Origin of the sequence: Nocardia sp. NPDC050630 (genome assembly GCF_044457245.1) — a bacterium.
In the GTDB taxonomy this organism is placed as follows: domain Bacteria; phylum Actinomycetota; class Actinomycetes; order Mycobacteriales; family Mycobacteriaceae; genus Nocardia.
Genome location: NZ_JBITGN010000004.1, coordinates 144,157 through 163,817, shown reverse-complemented (window position 1 = coordinate 163,817; position 19,661 = coordinate 144,157). Strand labels below are relative to the sequence as shown.

Sequence of the window (19,661 nt, the reverse complement as noted above, 5' to 3'; positions counted from 1 at the left end):
ATCTACCGGAACCTGTCGTGAGCACAGGACAGGTTCCGGCGGTGGTGATCGCCGCGCCCGCTTCGGGCAGTGGGAAGACGACCTTGGCGACCGGTTTGATCGGGGCGCTGCGGCGGGCGGGACATCGGGTGGCGCCGTTCAAGGTGGGCCCGGACTACATCGATCCGGGATATCACGGGCTGGCGGCTGGGCGGCCCGGTCGCAATCTCGATCCGGTGCTCGTCGGTGCGGAACGTGTTGTCCCGCTGTACCGCCACGGTGCCGAAGGGTGTGATCTGGCTGTGGTCGAGGGCGTGATGGGCCTGTTCGACGGCCGCATCGATGCGAACCATGCCGCACCGATCGCCGAGGGCTCCACCGCACAAGTAGCTGGAATACTAGGTGCCCCAGTGATTTTGGTGGTCGATGCGCGCGGCCACAGTCAGAGCCTTGCCGCCCTCCTGCACGGTTTCGCTACCTTCGATACCGCGATCCGCCTGGGCGGCGTCATCCTGAACCGAGTCGGCAGCGAACGCCACGACCAGGTACTACGTGCCGCCTGCGACCGAGTCGGCCTCCCGGTCCTCGGATCACTACCACGAATGGCCGAACTCGAGGTCCCGTCCCGCCATCTCGGCCTCATCCCCGCCGTCGAACACGGCCACGCCGCCACCGCCGCCGTCGAAGCGATGACCGACCTCGTGGCCGCCCACGTCGACCTTCCCACCGTCGCCCGCCTCGCCCGCTCGACCACAACCGCCCCAGCTTGGGATCCGGTAACCGCGATCCGCGAATCCGAAGACTCGAACGCCGCGGCCGGGCCGAGCGTAGACGAAACGACCGCCGTAGACGTGACCAGCGCGCTTGCCGCGAGTCATTCGAATGCCCAGGCTCCCAATGGCACTGCCGTCGGGCCTGCTGCGCGAGGCGGTGCGGCGGCGACGTCCACACGCGGCCAGGGTGCGGCCACCGGGGCTTGGCTCGATCCCGTGATCGCGATGGCTGGCGGACCTGCGTTCACGTTCGGGTATGCCGAGCATAGGGAGCTGTTGGAGGCCGCGGGCGCACGGGTTGTGGTCTTCGACCCGATGCGCGACGAACTTCCCACGGGGACAGCCGGTTTGGTACTACCCGGTGGGTTTCCAGAGGAGCATGCGGCGGCATTGGCGGCCAATGATCGGCTGTTGGCGCAGGTCGCCGAGCAGGCCGGAATGGGCCTTCCGGTGCATGCCGAATGTGCCGGACTGCTGTATCTCTGCCGCTCGCTGGACGGCCATCCGATGGCCGGTGTGGTCGATGCGACAGCTGAATTCGGCCCCCGCTTGACCCTCGGCTATCGAGATGCCGTGGCACTGGCCGATTCCGCCCTGTGGCGCACGGGAGAACGGGTACGCGGCCACGAATTCCACCGCACCCGCATCGTCACAACCGGCACTGACACTCCCGCCTGGGGTTGGCATACCGCAGGTGAACGCATCCGCGAGGGCGCTCTCATCCACCACGTCCACGCCTCCTACCTGCACACCCATCCGGCCGGAAACCCCAGAGCAACATGTCGTTTCGTTGCGGCAGCGGCCGACTACGCCCGTATCCGTGCAACCGCCTGAGAGCCCTGGGTCGCGGCCCGCGGCACCGGTGTTACGGCCTGACTCGTTTGCGGCTCAGCTCGACCGGGGAGCAGATCCGCACGGCCCGGTGGCGCCGCCGTTCGATGCCAAGGCAGCGACAGCGGGATATCCGCGTGCCCCCGAACTGGCAGTTGGCCTCGGATTTCGACCCGGCACATCGAGCGGACGAATTCTCGATGCGCTGCGAGAAGTAATGGGCGACAGGTGTATTGCCTGTCTCGCGACCATCGATCGACGTGCCGAGGAACTCTTTGCTGCCGCCGACCGCCTTGGCGTCTCGATCCGCACCTTCACCGCAGCCGAACTCGCGCGGGTCGAGGTACCGAATCCCTCCTCACGCACCCAGGACGCTCTCGGCACCGCCAGCGTCGCCGAGGCCGCCGCGCTACTGGCGGCCGACGGTCCGCTCGTAGTACCCAAGCGGACCGTCGACGGAATAGTGATCGCAGCCGCTGATCACCACTGCCGTAACGAGAGTCAGGACACCTTTCCCAATTCGATCGGCAGCGACAACGGGCCGACGGTGAAGAACGACGGCGAGTAGGGAATCTCGTCCGGGGCGATGGTCAGCCGCAGGTCAGGCAGTCGTCCGTAGAGCGAGGCGAGGGCGAGTCGGCTCTCCAGTCGGGCCAGCGGTGCACCGATGCAGTAGCGGGGTCCGTGCCCGAAGCCGAGATGTCCGGTCTGCTCGCGGGTGAGGTCGAATTGGTTCGCGGTCTCGCCGTACTGCTCCGGATCGATTCCGGTCGCCTGATAGACCACTCCGACCGCGCTCCCCTTGGGAATGGGCACCCCCGCGATCGTCACATCGGTCAGTGTGAACCGGTAGCTGGTCATCATGACCGAGTGGCGGTACCGCAACGTCTCCTCGACCACATCGGCCCAACGATCTTCGGCCTTGGCCAAGGCGAGCTGATCGGGATTCCGATGCAGTGCGACAACGGCGTGACCGAGCAAATGCACTGTGGTCTCGTGACCGGCGATCAGCATCAGCCAGAGCACGCCGACCAATTCATCGGTGGTGAGCCGATCGCCCGCATCGCGTGCCTGCACCAGATCCGAGGTCAGGTCGTCGCCAGGTTCCTGCTGCTTGCGCTGCACGAGTTCGTGCAGGAATGCCCCGAGTTCGTTCTGGGTCGCGAATGCCACCTCGGGCGGGGTGGTGTGCGCCAACAGGGTGGAGGTCCATTTCCGCAGCCGTGGCCGGTCCGCGTCGGCAACGCCGAACAATTCGGCGATGACCGCCATCGGCAGTGCGTCGGTGAAGTTGGGCACCAGGTCCACCCCGTCGCCCGCCGCGATCACCTCGTCCAGCAGTCCATCGATGATCTCCTGGATGCGTGGCTCCATCGCCTGCACGCGCCGAGGTGTGAACCCCTTGCTGACCAGACCACGCAACCGACGGTGATCCTCGCCATCCTTCGTCGCCAGGTGGTCGCCTTGGACGATGGCGCGCAGCGGCCAGTCCTCGGGGATCGAGCCGTCATAGAGCGCGGGCCAATGCTTCGGGTCTCTGGCGAAGGTCTTGTTGTCACCGGCGAGGATCTCCGCAACGGCTTTGTGTGACAAGGCCAAATATGCGGGCACACCGCCCGGGAATTCCACTTCGACCACCGGAGCGGTCTGCTGTAGCCGGATGCAGGTGTCGAGCGGGCTTTCGTCGGCTGCGGGGAATGCGGGAAGACTTGTCATGATGACCCCTCGGGCGGTGCCGACCCGTTGGCACGGGTATGGACAATCGGTCGCGTCCGCGACCAGACAAAGCTTCCGGCGAATCAGCCTGCTCAGCAGGATGTTTCGCCGGTTGCGGCATCGTGCCAGGCATCCGGCGCGCCCGCCAGCATGACAGTTCTCAACGGGGGGAAGCCGATCGAATCCGCGCCGATCCCGTGCACCGGCGTGGTTTAGTGGGCTGATGGAGATCCGAGGTATCGACAATGTGCTGGTTCCGGTCGGTGACCTGGATGCCGCGGTGTCGTTCTACGGTGCCGTGCTGGGGCTGGCGGTGAAGTTCACGCTGCCGGAGCAGGGGATTGCGGTATTCGATATCGGGGGTGAGGTGGCCGGTGTGATGGCTCGCGTGGATCCGCGGGCGGGGGAGGCCGGGCTGTCCGGAATGCGGCTGTGGTTGGAAGTGCCGGATACGTTGGTGGCGACGGCCGAGCTCGAAGGGCGCGGCGTGCAGGTGGTCAGCGCGCCGTTCGAGGTCGGAACCGGTTGGAGCGTAGAGGTTTGCGATCCGTGGGGGAATGTGATCGGGCTGACCGATTACCTGAAACGTCCCGAACTGGCTCGCCCGACGAGCTGAAACCGTTGTGCCCTCGGCCCGCAGGCTGTGTCATGTGTCGCGACGGGCGCGGGTGGGCACGTACGAGCACGCGCCCACCGAAAACCCTACGGCGCGACCGAACCCCAGTCTGCGAACCCGGTTGGATCGTGGCGCCCCAGACTCCCGTGTTCGAACAGGCCCCACCCCTCGGAATCCCCGCAACGCGCGTGCGCGACATGGTCGATGACCCCGAACGGAATGCGCCCCGCGATGGCCGGATCGTTGAGGTCGTAACTGCTGCTCGAGGTCCAGTCGCGCCCCATCCATCGACCGTGCAACCAGTCCGGATCCCCGCCGTAGCCGCAGCCGACGTGCAGCGGGATATTGGTGACGGTCCGGACCTCGACCTCGAGCGGCTTACCGTCGGGGGTGGTCAGTTCCAGCCGGGCTCCGATGGGATGTCGTGTGCCGGACCGGTATTCGATGTGATAGCGCGGCCAGCCAAGCTGTTCGGTGCGGCCGTCGGGGAAGATGCGCACGGCGTCGTTGAGGGTGCGCTTGCCGTCGGGCTCCTCCTGCAAGATCAGCACGATGGCGAAATCGTCGAAGCGCAGCGGCACGTACATCCACCAGAATCCGCCGGACGGTTCGGCGGCGGCCCGGCCCGGCGGCTCGGGTTCGCCGACCGGGCGGATGCCCCAGGAGCGATCCCTTGTGCCCATCCAGGCGGCCGGGTCGACGGTGAGGTCCGCGCCGTCGACGTGCAGCGTCCCCTCCCAGGAGCCGACCTGTGCGAACCGGGTCGCCTGGATGATCGGGCGGTTGCCGTTGAGGATCAGATGCGGTTGTTCCTCGACGGCGGGGAACGATCCGTGCCAGGTGAGGTCGAAGCCGAGGTCATCGTGCTCACAGATCACTCGGATCCGCTGCAAGGGCTCCTGCACCTCGATGCGGTAGCCGCCGACGCGCAGGTCGACGCCGCGATCGCCGAGCGCGTCGGAGAAGCGGACCGCGCGCTGGATATCACCGCGCCGAACGCAGGCATATGCGTCGATCACCCCGAGGTTTGGATACACCCCGCCGCCGGTGACGAAGAAGGTGCCGCCGTCGCGGTCGTGACCATTGAAATAGTTTCTGTCGTAGAAGTTCCGGTCGCTGCTGGCGACTCGGGACATGGACAGGTGGGTTTGGTGGATCGGGTACTCGTCAAGGGGGGAAGGCATCGTCAATCCCATTCGTAGGTTCCGTCGAGCAGCGCCTCGAGGCTTGCTCGGTGCATCACGTAGTCGTCGCGGTCTGGGGTGTCGGTGTCCTCGCCGAAGTGGATCATCCGGCGCTTGACCCTGGCCATCACGATCGCGTGCCGCAGCGCGGCGTACACGATGTAGAAGTCGAGGTCGCGAACCGTATACCCGGTGAGCTCTTCGTATTTCGCGACGACATCGGCGCGGCGCAGGAAGTCCGGCAGTCCGGGCTGATCGAAGCGGGTGGCAAGGTCCTGGAAGAAGCGGTGAATGAAGATCACCCAGGCGATATCCAGTTCGCGCGGGCCGAGCCCGGCCATCTCCCAATCGAGTACACCGACCGGGGTGAAGCCGTCGTACAGGATGTTGCCCGGTCGCGAATCGCCCCAACTCAGCACGTCCGGACCGGGATCGGCGGGCCAGTGCGCGTCGAGCCAGTCGAAGGTCCGCTCGATCAGGGGAATCGAATAGCCGTCATCGGCCAAAGCCCAGCGGTACCAGTTGCGATGCCACTCGACATGTCGGCGCAGCGCTTGCCCCGGACCGTCCAGCATCGGGAATCGCTTTGCCGGATCCGGGATTTCGTGCACTTTCGCAATGACCTCGACGGTCTTCGCGGTCAGTTCGGCCCGCTGCTCGGGACTCGCGTCGAATAGCCAGCCGATGAACACATACGGCGGATTGTCCGAAGGCACCCGACCCTCGATCCGACGCATCACGAAAAACTTTGTGCCGAGCGGCTTGTCGTCGGTTTCCAGCCAGCACAGTTCGGGGACGGGCACCGCAGAGGCGGCCGCGACCCCGGCCATGATCTGGTACTGCAGCTCCAGGTCGTAGTTTTCGAAGACCGGGAAGGAATCGGCCTCCGGTGTCATCCTGGCCACGAACGAACCGCCGTCGGCGCGCCCGTCCACACTCCATTGCGCATCGAACAGCACCGTCGGACTCGACATACCCGCCCCCTGCGGCCGCGACAGCGCCGAAATCCTGGGCGGGTGGTCCGCGTGAACCTTGCCGCCCAGCCACCGGGACAGGTCCTCGGCGAGGGTGTCGAGGTCCCGCGCGCTGACGGTCAGCTGCCGTCGCGCGGTGGGATCGGGATCGTCGGCCATTCTTTGTCCTCCTGACGGATGTGCCTGCGGAAACTGTAACGCGTTCTAGTCGGTGCTTACCGCAGAAATTCGAAGAAATCGAGCGACCCTCACTAGGTGATATTCGGTATTGACAATCCGCTGTACCAAGTGGAGGTCATACTTCGGGCGGAGTTTGCGTACGCCGATGGGTGGGGTGGGAATCGGGGTTTTCCTGGAAGCGGTCGAGCTCCCGCGCCGATACCGTCGGTTGACCTGGAGTCGTGAGAGGGAGGGACTGGTGTGAGCGAGCGCCAGCGAGTGAACCATCGGCGCAGGGCGTCTTCGCGCACAACGGAATCGAGCGTCGACGAGGCGCAGTCGTGAGCGCGGCCGGTACAGCGGTTCTCGATCGGGAAGACAGCGTCATACCGACCGAGCCGACCGCCCGGTGGAATCCCTTGACCAGGATCGCATTTCGGTTCTCCTTCGGCTATTTCGGCCTGTTCTGTCTACTGTTCACCCAGATTCCGTTCGCCTTCGCCGGGTTGCTCGCCGAATCGCTGCCCGACGATGCGGTGCTCTGGGAATTTCGCGCCTTGCGTCCGATAATCGAACCGGCCGGACGACTGTTCTTCGATACCGATGTCGTGCTGCGCGAGGATTCGGGCAGCGGCGATCAATACTTCATCTGGACATTCGTCTTCTGCGTGCTGATCGCCGCCGCAGTGGCGACCCTCGCCTGGACGGCACTGGACCGGCGCAGACCGAACTATCGGCGGCTACAGGCCTGGTTCCTGCTCTTCATCCGGATGTGCCTGGGCGGGCAGATGCTGCTCTACGGATTCGCCAAGGCGATTCCGACGCAGATGCCGGAGCCGACGCTGGCCGAACTGCTGCAGCCCTACGGTGCATTCAGCCCCGCTTCGGTGCTGTGGAATCAGGTCGGAAGTTCACCCACCTACGAAATTCTGCTCGGCTGTGCTGAAGTGCTCGGCGGAGTGCTGCTGTTCCTGCCGAGGACCGCGACGGTCGGCGCCATGCTGAGCCTGGTGAGCCTGGCGCAGGTGTTCGTGCTCAATATGACCTTCGACGTGCCGGTCAAGATCCTGGCCTTCCACCTCATGCTGCTGAGCATGGTGCTGCTCGCACCGCAGGCGCGGCGGTTGGCGAATGTGCTGGTGCTGAATCGGCCGTCCGAACCCGCTATGCAGCCGGATCCATTCCGCGGCAACCGAACTCGCCGGATCGCGATCGTTCTGCAAGTCGTCCTGGCGGTGTGGATGGCATCGGGTTTCGTGCACACCGGCATGAAGTACTGGAACGAGGGCGGCGGTGGCAGCCCGAAGCCGCCGCTCTACGGGATCTGGACGGTATCGGAATTCACCCAGGACGGTGTACCGGTGCCGCCGCTGACCACTGATCAAACTCGTTGGCAGCGTGTAGTTTTCGATGTGCCGGGAATGACCTACCAGAAGATGGACGGCACCCTTGTACCCGCCGTTCCCACTGTGGATACCGCCGCCCACAAGATCTCGATATCCGCACCGCCGGAGCGGCCGGACGCGCAACCCACCCACATCGCCGACTTCACCTTCGAACAGCCAGCGCCCGACCGTCTGACGCTCAGCGGGCAGCTGAACGGTCGGCCGGTGACCATCACCTTGCTGCATGTCGATCCGAACAGCTTCCCGCTGCGCGGCCGTGGGTTCAACTGGGTGCAGGACTATCCGTACTTCCGCTGAAATCCCTTGTCCGACATCAATCCCCGGCTACCCCGATATCTTCGTTCCAGAGCAGCGGTTCATCCGCGATGAATTCGGTCATCAGGTCGATGCAGCGCCGGTCGTCGAGCACGGTCACCACGACGCCGTGCTCGGCCAGCCAGTCCTGTCCGCCGCGGAAGGTCTGCGCTTCCCCGATGATCACCGCGCCGATCCGGAACTGGCGCACCAGACCGCTGCAATACCAGCACGGTGACAGCGTGGTCACCATGATGGTCGAGCCGTAGTCGCGGCGGCGACCCGCATTGCGGAACGCATCGGTTTCGGCGTGCATGCTGGGATCACCGGACTGCACCCGCCGATTGTGCCCGCGCCCGAGCAGGGTGCCGTCGGCCGCGAACAGGGCCGCGCCGATCGGAATCCCGCCTTCGGCCCGGCCGCGCAGTGCCTCTGCGTAAGCCACCTCGAGCAGTTGCTCCGCCTGTGTCATGGCTCCACCCTGCCGGTCTGGTTGCTCCAGCGCGTGTCGGTGTAAGTGGGTTCGGCCGAAGCCGTCCCGAGCCATCCGATCACGCCGCCCGACCCCCAGCGATTCATGGGCCGAAGTATAGGGAGGCCGACCGAGGCGGGTGATTGCCGGGCGCGCGCATGCAGGACGTAGGCTCGAACATTGTGCCGAACACGTCAGTACCTACCGATGACCAGCCGGAAATCAATCCGGCCGACCGTCCCGCGAGTGATCCGAACTACCTGGTCGGGCTCGATCTCAATGGACGACGCGTCGTCGTGGTCGGCGGCGGGACGGTGGCGCAGCGCAGGCTCGGGTTGTTGATCGCCTCCGGAGCGGACGTGCACGTCATCAGTCGCGAAGTCACCCCGGCCGTGGAGGGGATGGCTACATCGGGGCAACTCACACTGACATTGCGCGCCTACGCAGACGGCGATCTGGACGGTGCCTGGTATGCGATCGCATGCACCAATGAACCCGAGACCAATGCGGCCGTCGTCGAGGAGGCTACCCAGCGACGGATCTTCTGCGTGCGCGCCGATGTGGCCCGACTGGGCACGGCGGTAACTCCGGCGACCGCGCGCCACGACGGCCTGACGCTCGGCGTGCTGGCCGGTGGACAGCATCGGCGATCCGCGGCGGTGCGCAATGCACTGCTCGAGGCGCTGCAATCAGGTGTGGTGAACGATGATTCGACGCCGATCACTCCGGGTGTCGCGCTGGTCGGCGGCGGTCCCGGCGATCCGGATCTGATCACGGTGCGCGGCCGCCGCCTGCTGGCCCGCGCGAATCTCGTTGTCGCCGACCGGCTCGCACCACCGGAACTACTCGCCGAACTCGGTCCGGACGTCGAGGTGATCGATGCGGCCAAGATTCCCTACGGACGGGCGATGGCGCAGGAGGCGATCAATTCCGCGCTGATCGAGGGCGCCAAGTCGGGCAAATTCGTGGTGCGGCTCAAGGGCGGCGACCCGTATGTATTCGGGCGGGGCTATGAGGAACTCGAGGCCTGCGTCGAGGCGGGCATCCCGGTGACCGTGGTCCCCGGCATCACCAGTCCGATCTCCGTGCCCGCCGCCGCGGGCATTCCGGTGACCCATCGCGGCGTTACCCATGAATTCGTGGTGGTCAGCGGCCACGTCGCACCCGATCATCCGGACTCCCTCGTCGACTGGCCCGCGCTGGCCCGCCTGCGCGGCACCATCGTGCTCATGATGGCCGTCGAGCGCATCGAACAATTCGCGACGGCCCTCATCGAGGGCGGCCGACCCGCCGACACCCCGGCGACGGTGATCCAGGAGGGTACCCTGCGCACCCAACGTATCCTGCGCGCCGACCTCGGCACTGTCGCCGCTCGCGTTCGCGACGAAGCTATCCGCCCACCCGCGATCGTTGTGATCGGGCCCACTGCGGGCTTCTCCGCCGATGCCGCCGAACCGCAGGCCAACTCCGCTGCCGGATAACGCATCCTCGGATCGACGAATCATCGCGTCGATGCTGTTCGATGAGCTCCCCTCGGTCCGTTCCGGCTTTATCGTTGCAGCATCCGGGCCGCGATATTCGATGGCACAGCCGATCGGCTACCGCAACTGGCGGGTTTCACAACCGTCCAGTGACTTTAGCTATGACTAGATGAATCGCGGCCGCGGGAGCGGAGACCTGGGTTCCGGATCAATTACAGTGGCTCACCGTGCTCGATAATCCCCCTGCGAAGACGCAGTACCCGGTGACGCAGCGGGCCTTCGGGCTCGCCATTCTCGTGCTGAGCGGGCTGCAGCTGATGGTTGTTCTCGACGGCACCGTGGTCATCTTCGCGCTGCCTCGACTGCAAGAGGAAATGGGCATGACCAGCGCGGGCGGCGCGTGGACGGTCACCTCCTACGGTCTGACTTTCGCGGGGCTGATGCTGCTCGGCGGGCGACTCGGGGATGCGTTCGGTCGCAAACGCATGCTGATCGTGGGCGTCGGCATGTTCACGATCGCCTCGCTGATGTGCGGATTGGCGCAGAGTCAGGCCATGTTGATCGCGGCCCGCGCCGTGCAGGGTGCAGGCGCGGCGATTGCGGCGCCGACGGCATTCGCACTGGTGGCGACCACTTTTGCGCCAGGTAGGGCGCGCAATCAGGCCATTGCGATCGTCGGCTCGATGGTCGGTATCGGCTCGGTCGGCGGTCTGGTGGTCGGCGGTGCGCTGACCCAGCTGTCCTGGCGGTGGATCTTCCTGATCAATGTGCCCATAGGCGTGTTGATCATCCTCGGTGCGCTGTCCCAACTCGCCGATACCGAACACCACCGATCCGCACTCGATATCAAGGGCGCGGTCCTCGGCACCCTGGCCTGCGCGTCGATAGTGTTCGGCGCGACCGAGGGGCCGGAGTTGGGGTGGGGTAGTCCGGCCGTAATAGGTGCGCTGGTGGCGGGCGCGGCGCTGCTGATCGTTTTCGTGGTCGTGGAGCGCACTGTTGATGATCCGCTGCTGCCGTGGTCGCTGTTCGACAGCCGCGATCGGGTCACCACCTTCCTACTGATCTTCCTGGCCGGTGGCGTACTCGGCGCGATGACCTTCTTCGTCGCGCAGTTCCTGCAGAATGTGCTCGGCTACGGACCGCTGGTGGCGGGTATCGCATCGATCCCGTTCACCATCGGCATCGGCATCGGCGGCGCGGTGGCCTCCAAGGCTGCGCTGTTCGTCGCACCGCGCTGGTTGGTATGCGGCGCGGCATTCGTGCTGTCCGCCGGACTGCTGGTCGGCTCGCAGCTCGACGGAGGCGTGAATTACCTGACCACTCTGCTGCCGCTGTTGATCGTGATCGGCTTCGGTGTCGGCGTGGCAATGGTGCTGGCGCCGCTGTGCGTGCTCGTCGGCGTGCCAGCCTCCGATATCGGCCCACTGTCCGCGGTGGGGCAGATGTTCATGAACCTGGCGACTCCGGTCTTCATCGGTCTGCTCACTCCCATAGCGGCATCACGCACCATGTCGATGGGCGGGCGCACCGGCAAGGCGGCCGATATGAACGAGGCCGAGATTTTCGCTCTCGGCAGCGGATACACGCTGGTGCTCGCGGTCTGCTCGCTGGCCGCGGTGCTGGCTGGCTTCATCGCGCTGACACTGCGCTATACACCGAGACAACTGGCCGAGGCACAGCACGCGCAAGAGGAGTCGCAGCGTACCGGCTCCATGCCGGTGGTGCCGCGAACGGGGCCGCTACCTGTCATCCGTCGCTCTGACTACAGTGGCTGACTGTGCCAGACAATCCCGCTACGACGCCGTATCCGGTGACGCGGCGGGCCTTCGGCCTGGCGATTCTGGTGCTGAGCGGGCTGCAACTGATGGTCGTGCTCGACGGCACCGTGGTGATTTTGGCCCTGCCCCGTCTACAGGACGAACTGGCGTTATCGAGTTCCGGTAGTGCCTGGATGGTCACCGCATACGGTCTGCCGTTCGCGGGTTTGATGTTGCTCGGCGGCCGGATCGGCGACTCGTTCGGGCGCAAACGCATGTTCATCGTTGGCGTCGCGCTGTTCACACTGGCGTCGCTGCTGTGCGGTCTCGCGCAGAACGCGGGCATGCTGATCGCGGCGCGCGCGATCCAGGGCACCGGCGCCGCACTCGCGGCCCCGACCGCACTCGCCCTGGTCGCGACCACGTTCGCGCCCGGCCGGGTACGCAATCAGGCGATCGCGATTTTCGGATCGATGATGGCGATCGGCTCGGTCGGCGGACTGGTGGTCGGCGGGGCGCTCACCGAGGCGAGCTGGCGCTGGATCTTCCTCATCAATGTGCCGATCGGTGCGCTGATTCTCTCGGGTGCGGTGCTGCGGCTGCGCGACACCACCCACCACCGACTATCCCTGGACGTGCGCGGCGCCGTACTCGGCACCCTCGCGTGTGCGTCCCTGGTCTTCGGTGCGACCGAAGGGCCAGAATTCGGCTGGGACAGTCCGGTCATCATCGGTTCCATTGCCGTCGGTCTGGTGTTGTTGATCGTCTTCGTCCTCGCCGAACGGTGGGTGGAGAACCCGCTGCTCCCCTGGTCGCTCTTCGATAAGCGCGATCGGGTCGCCACCTTCGGCGCCATCTTCCTAGCCAGCGGAGTATTGGCCGCGACAACCTATTTCGCGGGTCTGTTCGTGCAGAACGTCGTCGGATACAGCCCGCTGGTCGCCGGGGTCGCGTTCGTCCCATTCACCATCGGTGCTGGTATGGGCACCGCCACGGCTTCGCAGCTGGCGATGACGGTCGCGCCGCGTTGGTTGTTGAGCGGTGCCGCGGCGCTGCTCGTCGTCGGACTGCTGTTCGGCTCGACGCTCGAACGGGGCGTGCCGTACTGGCCGACGCTGTTGGGGCTGTTCATCATGATCGGCTTCGGCATCGGGGTAGCCGTGGTGATCGTCCCGCTGTGCGTATTGGTCGGTGTCGGGCCGAAGAATATCGGCCCGCTCTCGGCGGTCGGCCAGATGTTCATGAACCTCGGCACACCTTTCGCGATCGGTCTGCTCGCGCCGGTCGCGGCCTCCCGCACAGTGTCGCATGGCGGGCGGATGGGTAAGCCCACCGATATGACGCCCGCCGAGCTGGATGCCCTCGGAAGTGGTTACACGCTGGTACTTTTCGTCACCGCCATCGGCGCACTGCTGGTCGGTCTGGTGGCACTGACGCTGCGCTATACGGCGGCCGAGGTCGGCCAGGCGCAGCATGCGCGCGAAGAGGCCGGGCAGGGCTGAACCCCGCCCGGCGAGCTCATAGGCGACCGGCGACCTTGCGTGGGGTCACCCGGACGATCACGCGGGGTCCGTCGTTGACAGAGGCGGGGTTGAATTCGGCGTACGGCACCCCGTTGTAGCGGTGCGACAGCTTGTCCGGCAGTGCCCTGTCGGGATCGGGGGTGATCGTGGCGGTGCCGCGAATCTCCGCGTACACGTAAGGGTTGTCCGGCGGATTGATCATCACCGTGATCCGCGGATCACGGGCCAGATTCTTGCCCTGCTGTCGATCCACCGTCGTGGAGAACAGCAGCTCGTCGCCATCGCGCTCGAGCCAGATGACGGTCAGGTGCGGTTGTCCGTTCGGTCCGATCGTGGCCGCGGTCGCGAAGACCTTCGACTCGTCCAGGTACTTCTTCAATTCCTCGGAGAGCACAGCTGTCATGGGCTGGTGAAACGTTCGCCGAGGCGGGAACATTCCCGATCCGATCGAAATCACTTGTCGGTCCTGGAGTTCGAGTCGGCGGTCAGATCGCGGATGAGTAGTGCGGTATGTAGTGAGGTGCGCGATTCGCCGTCCTCGAGGTCGACATCGAGAATCCGCTCGATGCGGGCGAGCCGGTCATAAAGGGTCGGTCGGCTGATATTGAGCCGTTTGGCGAGCTCGGTCTTATTGCCAGCGACGTCGAGGAATTGTCGCAATGTGCGCGTCAGATCGGTGGCATGCCGAATGTCGTAGCGCAGCAACGCACTCAGTTCCGTTTCGGCGAAGCTCTGCACACCCGGTTCATCACGGATCAGCGAGAGCAGCCCGCGCAGGCGGATATCGCCGCTGCGATAGAACAGTCGCGGGCGATCCGACGCCGATGACTCCAGCGATAACGCGACCTCGGCGATGTGCGCCGCATGCGCCAATTCGCGCGCGGTGTCCAGTAGCGAACCTGCTTGCGCGCCAACGCCTATGACCGCCCGGCGCACCCCATCCACGCGTCGCACTTCGGCAATGATCGCCGAGCAGACGGTACGGAGCGTGTCGTCGAGGTCGGCGCTGCGCGCAATCGCGAGCAGCATGGCGACCCGGTCGCCGTGTCCGGGCGCGGTCAAGGCGGTCGCCTTCGACAGTCCGAGGCCGTGGGTGACCGCGTCGAGCACGCCCGCGCTGCGGCGTTGCCTGGCGACCTGATCGGATTCGGCAAGAACGGCAACGTCGATCGCCAGCGGAACATACTGCACGCGCCGGGTCAACAGCCCCAGCGCCGCGGCCCTGGCCTGCGCATCGCGTTCGTCGAGGACGCGGCCGTTGACCATATCGTCGATGAGTCCGGTCTGCGCCTGACGATACAAGCCGAAGCGATCCTTCTCGATCATCCGGTGCAGCGTCAATGTTTGTGCGGCACGCTCGAGCACCATGCGGGCGCGCGGCGTCGCGACCCGGCTCGAACGCAGGATCAGCCGACCCCAGCGCTGGGTATGCGGGCCGACCTGCACCACATCCCAGCCCTGCGGCAGCAGTCGCGAGGTGGTCTCCCAGTCCTGCAGAATCGCCGAGGTGCTGGTGTGCCGGGCGGTCATGGCCAGCACCCGGTGCGCCAGATCCTCCAGTACGACCGAGGAATCGAGCATGTCCGCCGCCGTTTCGACGATTTCGGCCAGCGCGGCGCGGCGCACACTGAGCTCGGTGAACGTCTCGTGTACGGTGCGCGCGAATTCGAGTTCGGCGTATTGGTCGGCCACGATCACCCGGTGCACGGCCTCGGTGATTTCGACGAAGCGAGTGACACGATGTAGTGCTATGACCGGGAGTCCCAGTGCATCGGATGTCTCGGTGACGATCGGCGGCACCTGCGGCACGGCCGCGCCGAGTTCGATGACCAGTCCGGCCACCCCAGCGCTGGCCAACGAATTCAGATACGCGACCGTCGACTCGTCACTGCCGGTCAATGCCAAGCCGGTGGTCAGCATCAGCTCCCCGCCGACCAGCAATTCGGCGACATCCGGCAGGTCGCTGACGTGCACCCACCGCACCGGCCGATCCAGAGCGGCCGCACCGACGACCTCCGGTTCGCCCGCGCGCACGACCGGCATCGTCAGCACATCGGCGACAGACAGCAGCATCCGACGAATCGTAATAGGAAATCCGATATCGAATACAGAACGTCGGGCCGAAATCCGGTCTCGATGGTGCAGAGTCGGAACCACGACCCCATCGGAGCGAATCGAGGAGATATGCAGACAATCGCGCACTGGCTCGACGGCAAACCCTTCGCGGGCACGAACTCCGCGACCGCGCCGGTGACGAATCCGGCGACCGGGGTGGTGACCGGGCAGGTCGCATTGGCCGGTGTGGAGGATGCCAGGGCGGTGATCGCGTCGGCCAAGGCGGCATTCCCGGACTGGCGTGACACCTCGCTGGCGCGTCGTACGCAGATCCTGTTCCGCTTCCGCGAACTGCTCAACGAGCGCAAAGAAGAACTCGCCGAGCTCATCACCGCCGAACACGGCAAGGTGCACTCCGATGCGCTCGGCGAGGTGAACCGCGGCTTGGAGGTGGTCGAATTCGCCTGCGGTATCCCACATTTGCTCAAAGGCGGATTCACCGAAAACGCCTCGACGAAAGTGGATATCTTCTCGATTCGCCAGCCGTTGGGACCGGTCGCGGTGATATCGCCGTTCAATTTTCCGGCAATGGTGCCGATGTGGTTCTTCCCGATCGCGATCGCGGCCGGGAATACCGTGGTGCTCAAGCCGAGTGAGAAGGATCCGTCGTCATCGCTGTGGATCGCCGAGCTGTGGCACGAAGCCGGTTTGCCCGCAGGGGTTTTCAATGTGCTGCAGGGCGATAAGGTCGCCGTCGACGAACTGCTCGACAATTCTTATATCAAGGCCGTGTCGTTCGTCGGCTCCACACCCATCGCGAAGTACGTCTACCAGCGCGGCACCGCCAGCGGTAAGCGCGTGCAGGCGCTCGGCGGGGCCAAGAACCACATGGTGGTGCTGCCCGATGCCGATCTGGATCTGGCCGCCGATGCCGCGGTGAACGCCGGATTCGGCTCCGCGGGGGAGCGTTGCATGGCCATCAGTGTGGTGTTGGCGGTCGGTGCGGTCGGAGACGAACTCGTCACCAAGATCATCGAGCGGGCCGAGACCATCAGGACCGGTGACGGCTCCCGCGATACCGATATGGGCCCGTTGGTGACCCGTGAGCATCGCGATCGAGTCGCTGCCTACATCGATGCGGGCGAAACCGCCGGTGCCAGTGTCGTTCTCGACGGCCGCGGCGTGCAGGCCGATGGCGAAGCGGATGGATTCTGGCTCGGGCCAACGGTTCTCGATCATGTGGGCACCGATATGAGCGTCTATACCGACGAAATCTTCGGGCCGGTCCTATCGGTCGTACGCGTCGACAGCTATGACGACGCGCTGGAACTCGTCAATGCCAATCCCTATGGCAACGGAACCGCCATCTTCACCAATGACGGCGGCGCGGCCCGGCGCTTCCACAATGAGGTGGAGGTCGGCATGGTCGGCATCAATGTGCCGATTCCGGTTCCGATGGCCTACTACAGCTTCGGTGGCTGGAAGAACTCGCTGTTCGGCGATTCGCATGCGCACGGCATCGAGGGCGTGCACTTTTTCACGCGGGGCAAGGCCGTCACGACGCGTTGGCTCGATCCCAGCCACGGCGGACTCGAACTCGGATTCCCCCAGAACAAGTAGCTCGCAGGAGAATTCGATGACCTTACCGAATGGATCGGCGCCCGAACTCACCCGGCAGGCCGTCGACCGCGCCTACGAACTCGACCGCCGCCACGTATTCCACTCGTGGTCCGCGCAGGCGCAGCGCACGCCCATGGCCATCACCGCGGCTCAGGGATGCTACGTATGGGACGGCGACGGCAATCGTCTGCTCGATTTCTCCTCACAGTTGGTGAACACCAATATCGGCCACCAACATCGGAAAGTCGTTGCCGCGGTGCAGGAGCAGGCCGCCAAGTTGTGCACCATCGCACCGCAGCACGTCAACGATGCCCGCTCCGAGGCCGCCCGGCTGATCGCCGAGCGGACACCGGGCGAGCTCGACAAGATCTTCTTCACCAATGGCGGCGCCGATGCCGTCGAACATGCGGTTCGGCTGGCGCGCTTGCATACCGGCCGCTACAAGGTGCTTTCGCGCTACCGCTCATATCACGGCGGCACCGATACTGCGATCAATCTCACCGGCGATCCGCGGCGGTGGCCCAACGATCACGGCAATAGCGGCGTAGTCCACTTCTTCGGTCCATTTCTGTACCGCTCGCAATTCCATGCGAGCACCGAAAACGAGGAAGCCGAACGGGCTTTGGCGCACCTCGAACAGACCATTGTGTTCGAGGGGCCGGAAACTATCGCGGCAATCGTGCTCGAATCCATTCCTGGCACAGCGGGAATCATGGTTTCACCGCCCGGGTATATGGCCGGTGTCCGGGCGCTATGCGATAAATACGGCATCGTCTTCATTGCCGATGAAGTGATGTCGGGGTTCGGACGCGCCGGAAAGTGGTTCGCCATAGCGCACTTCGAGAGTGTTGTCCCCGATCTGTTGACCTTCGCCAAGGGTGTGAATTCCGGTTATGTTCCGCTCGGCGGTGTCGCGATCAGCCCGGCCATCGCGGCGACCTTCGCCGATCGTCCGTATCCGGGCGGACTGACCTACTCGGGTCATCCGCTCGCGACGGCAGCCGCGGTCGCGACCATTACTGCGATGCGGGATGAGCGAATCGTGGAGAACGCCGCCGATATCGGTACCCGCGTCCTCGGACCCGGCCTGCGCGAGCTCGCCGAACGCCATCCCAGCATTGGTGATGTGCGCGGAACCGGAGTCTTCTGGGCGCTGGAACTAGTGCGCGACAAGCGAACTCGCGAACCGCTCGCACCCTACGGCGGCACCAGCACGGCCATGAACGAAACGGTCGCCGCGGCCAAAGCGGCGGGCTTGCTGCTCTTCGTCAACTTCAACCGAATCCACGTCGTTCCACCGTGCGTCATCGACGAGGCCGAAGCCAAAGAGGGACTGGACATCCTCGATCGCGCATTGGCTGTCGCCGACGGGCACACCATCTAGCGATCCTGCGCGCTATGCCGAGAGCGCCGACTGGTTTCGGGACGACACGGGTAATTCGTGGAGTACGTCCAAGCCACGCACTGACGCAGGACGGGTACGGGCTGTCGGACGCTCTGACTGGTTTGCCCCGAATATTCGGGGAGGCAAGGGAACCCGAGGGCCTAGCCTGCCCTCGGGTTCCTTGGTGCCACCCAAATTCGCGCACCGGGTCGGTGGGATCGGATCAAACTCATTACGACGTGTCATACGATTAGACCATCTTCCATTGTGGCTGGAAGAACGGGATTTGAACCCGTATCTCGTCGCGATTATGTCCTCTCCTCGTGATGGGGTGTTCGGCGGCGAATGCTCAATCTGGAGCGAGAGTCTGAGATTCGGGCTGCCTCTACCGAATTGGGCTATCCGGACCTGTGCCCGGAGCGGGATTCGAACCCGCACTGTCACCGTGTCTTCAGGCTTATCTTCAGTTTGAGTTTGCGCTCTTGCGCTTCCCCCGCACGCGGCGGGGGAGTCTGTGGGGTCGGGGGTGGTTGTGCGCCCCCGACCGGTTCAGCCGAAGAGGTAGCGGAAGATCACATCACCGGTCTTGCGGTCGGTGACCTGGCTCCCATTGGCCTCCTCGCGGGCGAATTTCACTGCCTGCTGCAGCTTTTCGATGCGCTCGGCCAACTCGTTGACCCGGCGAGCCGGCAGCGCACCGGAGAACTTCACCGTGGTCCAGTAGCCGATCGCGATGTCCTCGTAGTACACCTCGACTTGCGCCGGATGCTTCTCGGTCGCCTCGGCCTTGACGTGGTTGCGCGGCACCTTCTTGGTGCGGATGGTGCGCACGGCGTCGGTGCGCCAGGTGTCGGACGAATCGTCGAACGCCCAGGCCTCGGCGGCGTCGAGCACCGGCAGCTTCTTGACGAAGGTGTGCAGGTCGGCGAGCTGCTTCTCCAGGAACAGCAGGTATGACACCGGTACGGCGGCCAGCAGGGTCTCCTCGTCGACGCGTACATCGGCCTTGGCCTCGCAGTTGGCCCAGTCCTTGGTCGCCGTCACATCGAACAGTCGGGTGAGCGTCGCGGCCGTCTGACGCAACACCTCCTCGGACTTCAGCTGTACCCGTGTCGACTCCGGTGGAAGCTGTTCGCCCTCTTCATCTTTCGGCTGATAGGTGCGTGCGATACCGGACAGCAGCCCCGGCTTCTGCAGTTGACTCTGGGTCTGCGCCAATTCGCGCAGCGCACCGCTCTTGACGCCCTTCTCGACTGCGATGATCTGATTCAACTTCGTCATCGATTACCTCCCCGTGCGCCCGTCGACGCCGTCACATTCCTTGTGCGGCCCTGCATTTCGGACTTCCCCCGCCGCTCGCCATACACTACAGACCGAACATTTACCGCGCATCCGAGTTTTCGCGCGTGAGCCCGGATCGTCCGTGCCCGACTC

Annotated in this window: 16 protein-coding genes and 1 tRNA gene; 9 read left to right on the top strand and 8 right to left on the bottom strand. The window is 65.1% G+C overall.

Features of this window, described 5'->3' with window-relative positions:
- The first annotated feature begins 17 nt into the window (after positions 1-17).
- Positions 18-1,586, top strand: coding sequence for a cobyrinate a,c-diamide synthase (locus tag ACIBG0_RS13355; protein WP_397032199.1), 1,569 nt, complete (start codon positions 18-20; stop codon positions 1,584-1,586).
- Positions 1,587-1,674: 88 nt separating this feature from the next.
- Positions 1,675-2,151 carry a cobalamin biosynthesis protein gene (locus ACIBG0_RS13350; protein ID WP_397032197.1) on the top strand — a complete coding sequence of 159 codons (477 nt, stop codon included), beginning with the start codon at positions 1,675-1,677 and terminating at the stop codon, positions 2,149-2,151.
- Here the strand turns inward: ACIBG0_RS13350 and ACIBG0_RS13345 are convergent.
- Entirely contained in the window at positions 2,085-3,299 is a 1,215-nt protein-coding gene (locus ACIBG0_RS13345; protein ID WP_397032195.1) for a cytochrome P450, read from the bottom strand. The genes ACIBG0_RS13350 and ACIBG0_RS13345 overlap by 67 nt on opposite strands.
- A 223-nt stretch (positions 3,300-3,522) precedes the next feature.
- Here ACIBG0_RS13345 and ACIBG0_RS13340 point away from each other — a divergent pair, with 223 nt between their 5' ends.
- Positions 3,523-3,915: a VOC family protein gene (locus ACIBG0_RS13340; RefSeq protein ID WP_397032193.1), complete on the top strand. Its 393-nt coding sequence runs from the start codon at positions 3,523-3,525 to the stop codon at positions 3,913-3,915.
- Positions 3,916-4,001: 86 nt separating this feature from the next.
- Here ACIBG0_RS13340 and ACIBG0_RS13335 read toward each other — a convergent pair whose 3' ends face one another.
- Both ACIBG0_RS13335 and ACIBG0_RS13330 read right to left on the bottom strand, forming a co-directional pair.
- Positions 4,002-5,099, bottom strand: a complete 1,098-nt coding sequence (locus ACIBG0_RS13335; RefSeq protein WP_397032191.1) for a hypothetical protein — start codon at positions 5,097-5,099, stop codon at positions 4,002-4,004.
- A gap of 2 nt (positions 5,100-5,101) precedes the next feature.
- Positions 5,102-6,232, bottom strand: coding sequence for a phosphotransferase family protein (locus ACIBG0_RS13330; RefSeq protein ID WP_397032190.1), 1,131 nt, complete (start codon positions 6,230-6,232; stop codon positions 5,102-5,104).
- A gap of 341 nt (positions 6,233-6,573) precedes the next feature.
- On the opposite strand from ACIBG0_RS13330, the gene ACIBG0_RS13325 reads away from it, so the two are divergent.
- A complete protein-coding gene (locus ACIBG0_RS13325; protein WP_397032188.1) occupies positions 6,574-7,935 on the top strand; it encodes a DoxX family protein in 1,362 nt (453 codons plus the stop codon).
- A 16-nt stretch (positions 7,936-7,951) separates the two neighbouring features.
- Here ACIBG0_RS13325 and ACIBG0_RS13320 read toward each other — a convergent pair whose 3' ends face one another.
- The gene (locus tag ACIBG0_RS13320) at positions 7,952-8,404 is read right to left on the bottom strand and encodes a nucleoside deaminase (RefSeq protein WP_397032186.1); all 453 of its coding nucleotides are present in this window, start codon (positions 8,402-8,404) and stop codon (positions 7,952-7,954) included.
- A 221-nt stretch (positions 8,405-8,625) separates the two neighbouring features.
- Here ACIBG0_RS13320 and cobA point away from each other — a divergent pair, with 221 nt between their 5' ends.
- The 3 genes from cobA to ACIBG0_RS13305 all read left to right on the top strand — a co-directional run bounded on the left by cobA (position 8,626) and on the right by ACIBG0_RS13305 (position 13,147).
- On the top strand, positions 8,626-9,885 hold the full coding sequence (gene cobA, locus ACIBG0_RS13315; protein WP_397032681.1) for a uroporphyrinogen-III C-methyltransferase: 1,260 nt from the start codon (positions 8,626-8,628) through the stop codon (positions 9,883-9,885).
- 227 nt (positions 9,886-10,112) lie between these two features.
- Entirely contained in the window at positions 10,113-11,663 is a 1,551-nt protein-coding gene (locus ACIBG0_RS13310) for an MFS transporter (protein ID WP_397032184.1), read from the top strand.
- A 2-nt stretch (positions 11,664-11,665) separates the two neighbouring features.
- Complete coding sequence (locus ACIBG0_RS13305) at positions 11,666-13,147, top strand: MFS transporter (RefSeq protein ID WP_397032183.1); 1,482 nt, start codon at positions 11,666-11,668, stop codon at positions 13,145-13,147.
- 16 nt (positions 13,148-13,163) lie between these two features.
- Here ACIBG0_RS13305 and ACIBG0_RS13300 read toward each other — a convergent pair whose 3' ends face one another.
- Together ACIBG0_RS13300 and ACIBG0_RS13295 are read right to left on the bottom strand one after the other, a co-directional pair.
- On the bottom strand, positions 13,164-13,571 hold the full coding sequence (locus ACIBG0_RS13300; protein ID WP_397032181.1) for a PPOX class F420-dependent oxidoreductase: 408 nt from the start codon (positions 13,569-13,571) through the stop codon (positions 13,164-13,166).
- Positions 13,572-13,621: 50 nt separating this feature from the next.
- Positions 13,622-15,241 (bottom strand): PucR family transcriptional regulator, encoded by a 1,620-nt coding sequence (locus ACIBG0_RS13295; protein ID WP_397032179.1) that lies wholly within the window; start codon positions 15,239-15,241, stop codon positions 13,622-13,624.
- 111 nt (positions 15,242-15,352) lie between these two features.
- On the opposite strand from ACIBG0_RS13295, the gene ACIBG0_RS13290 reads away from it, so the two are divergent.
- Together ACIBG0_RS13290 and ACIBG0_RS13285 are read left to right on the top strand one after the other, a co-directional pair.
- The gene (locus ACIBG0_RS13290) at positions 15,353-16,843 is read left to right on the top strand and encodes a CoA-acylating methylmalonate-semialdehyde dehydrogenase (protein WP_397032177.1); all 1,491 of its coding nucleotides are present in this window, start codon (positions 15,353-15,355) and stop codon (positions 16,841-16,843) included.
- A 16-nt stretch (positions 16,844-16,859) separates the two neighbouring features.
- Positions 16,860-18,227: an aspartate aminotransferase family protein gene (locus tag ACIBG0_RS13285; protein ID WP_397032175.1), complete on the top strand. Its 1,368-nt coding sequence runs from the start codon at positions 16,860-16,862 to the stop codon at positions 18,225-18,227.
- Between the two features lie 268 nt (positions 18,228-18,495).
- Here the strand turns inward: ACIBG0_RS13285 and ACIBG0_RS13280 are convergent.
- A tRNA-OTHER gene (locus ACIBG0_RS13280) sits at positions 18,496-18,632 on the bottom strand.
- A gap of 144 nt (positions 18,633-18,776) precedes the next feature.
- A complete protein-coding gene (locus ACIBG0_RS13275; protein ID WP_397032173.1) occupies positions 18,777-19,508 on the bottom strand; it encodes a hypothetical protein in 732 nt (243 codons plus the stop codon).
- Positions 19,509-19,661 lie beyond the last annotated feature (153 nt).

Excerpts from the sequence above, each read along its gene's own strand:
- ACIBG0_RS13330 (WP_397032190.1), bottom strand. The coding sequence starts at position 6,232 with ATGGCCGACGATCCCGATCCCACCGCGCGACGGCAGCTGACCGTCAGC.
- ACIBG0_RS13275 (WP_397032173.1), bottom strand. The coding sequence starts at position 19,508 with ATGACGAAGTTGAATCAGATCATCGCAGTCGAGAAGGGCGTCAAGAGC.
- ACIBG0_RS13335 (WP_397032191.1), bottom strand. The coding sequence starts at position 5,099 with ATGCCTTCCCCCCTTGACGAGTACCCGATCCACCAAACCCACCTGTCC.
- ACIBG0_RS13320 (WP_397032186.1), bottom strand. The coding sequence starts at position 8,404 with ATGACACAGGCGGAGCAACTGCTCGAGGTGGCTTACGCAGAGGCACTG.
- ACIBG0_RS13285 (WP_397032175.1), top strand. The coding sequence starts at position 16,860 with ATGACCTTACCGAATGGATCGGCGCCCGAACTCACCCGGCAGGCCGTC.
- ACIBG0_RS13290 (WP_397032177.1), top strand. The coding sequence starts at position 15,353 with ATGCAGACAATCGCGCACTGGCTCGACGGCAAACCCTTCGCGGGCACG.
- ACIBG0_RS13345 (WP_397032195.1), bottom strand. The coding sequence starts at position 3,299 with ATGACAAGTCTTCCCGCATTCCCCGCAGCCGACGAAAGCCCGCTCGAC.
- ACIBG0_RS13300 (WP_397032181.1), bottom strand. The coding sequence starts at position 13,571 with ATGACAGCTGTGCTCTCCGAGGAATTGAAGAAGTACCTGGACGAGTCG.
- ACIBG0_RS13295 (WP_397032179.1), bottom strand. The coding sequence starts at position 15,241 with ATGCTGCTGTCTGTCGCCGATGTGCTGACGATGCCGGTCGTGCGCGCG.
- ACIBG0_RS13340 (WP_397032193.1), top strand. The coding sequence starts at position 3,523 with ATGGAGATCCGAGGTATCGACAATGTGCTGGTTCCGGTCGGTGACCTG.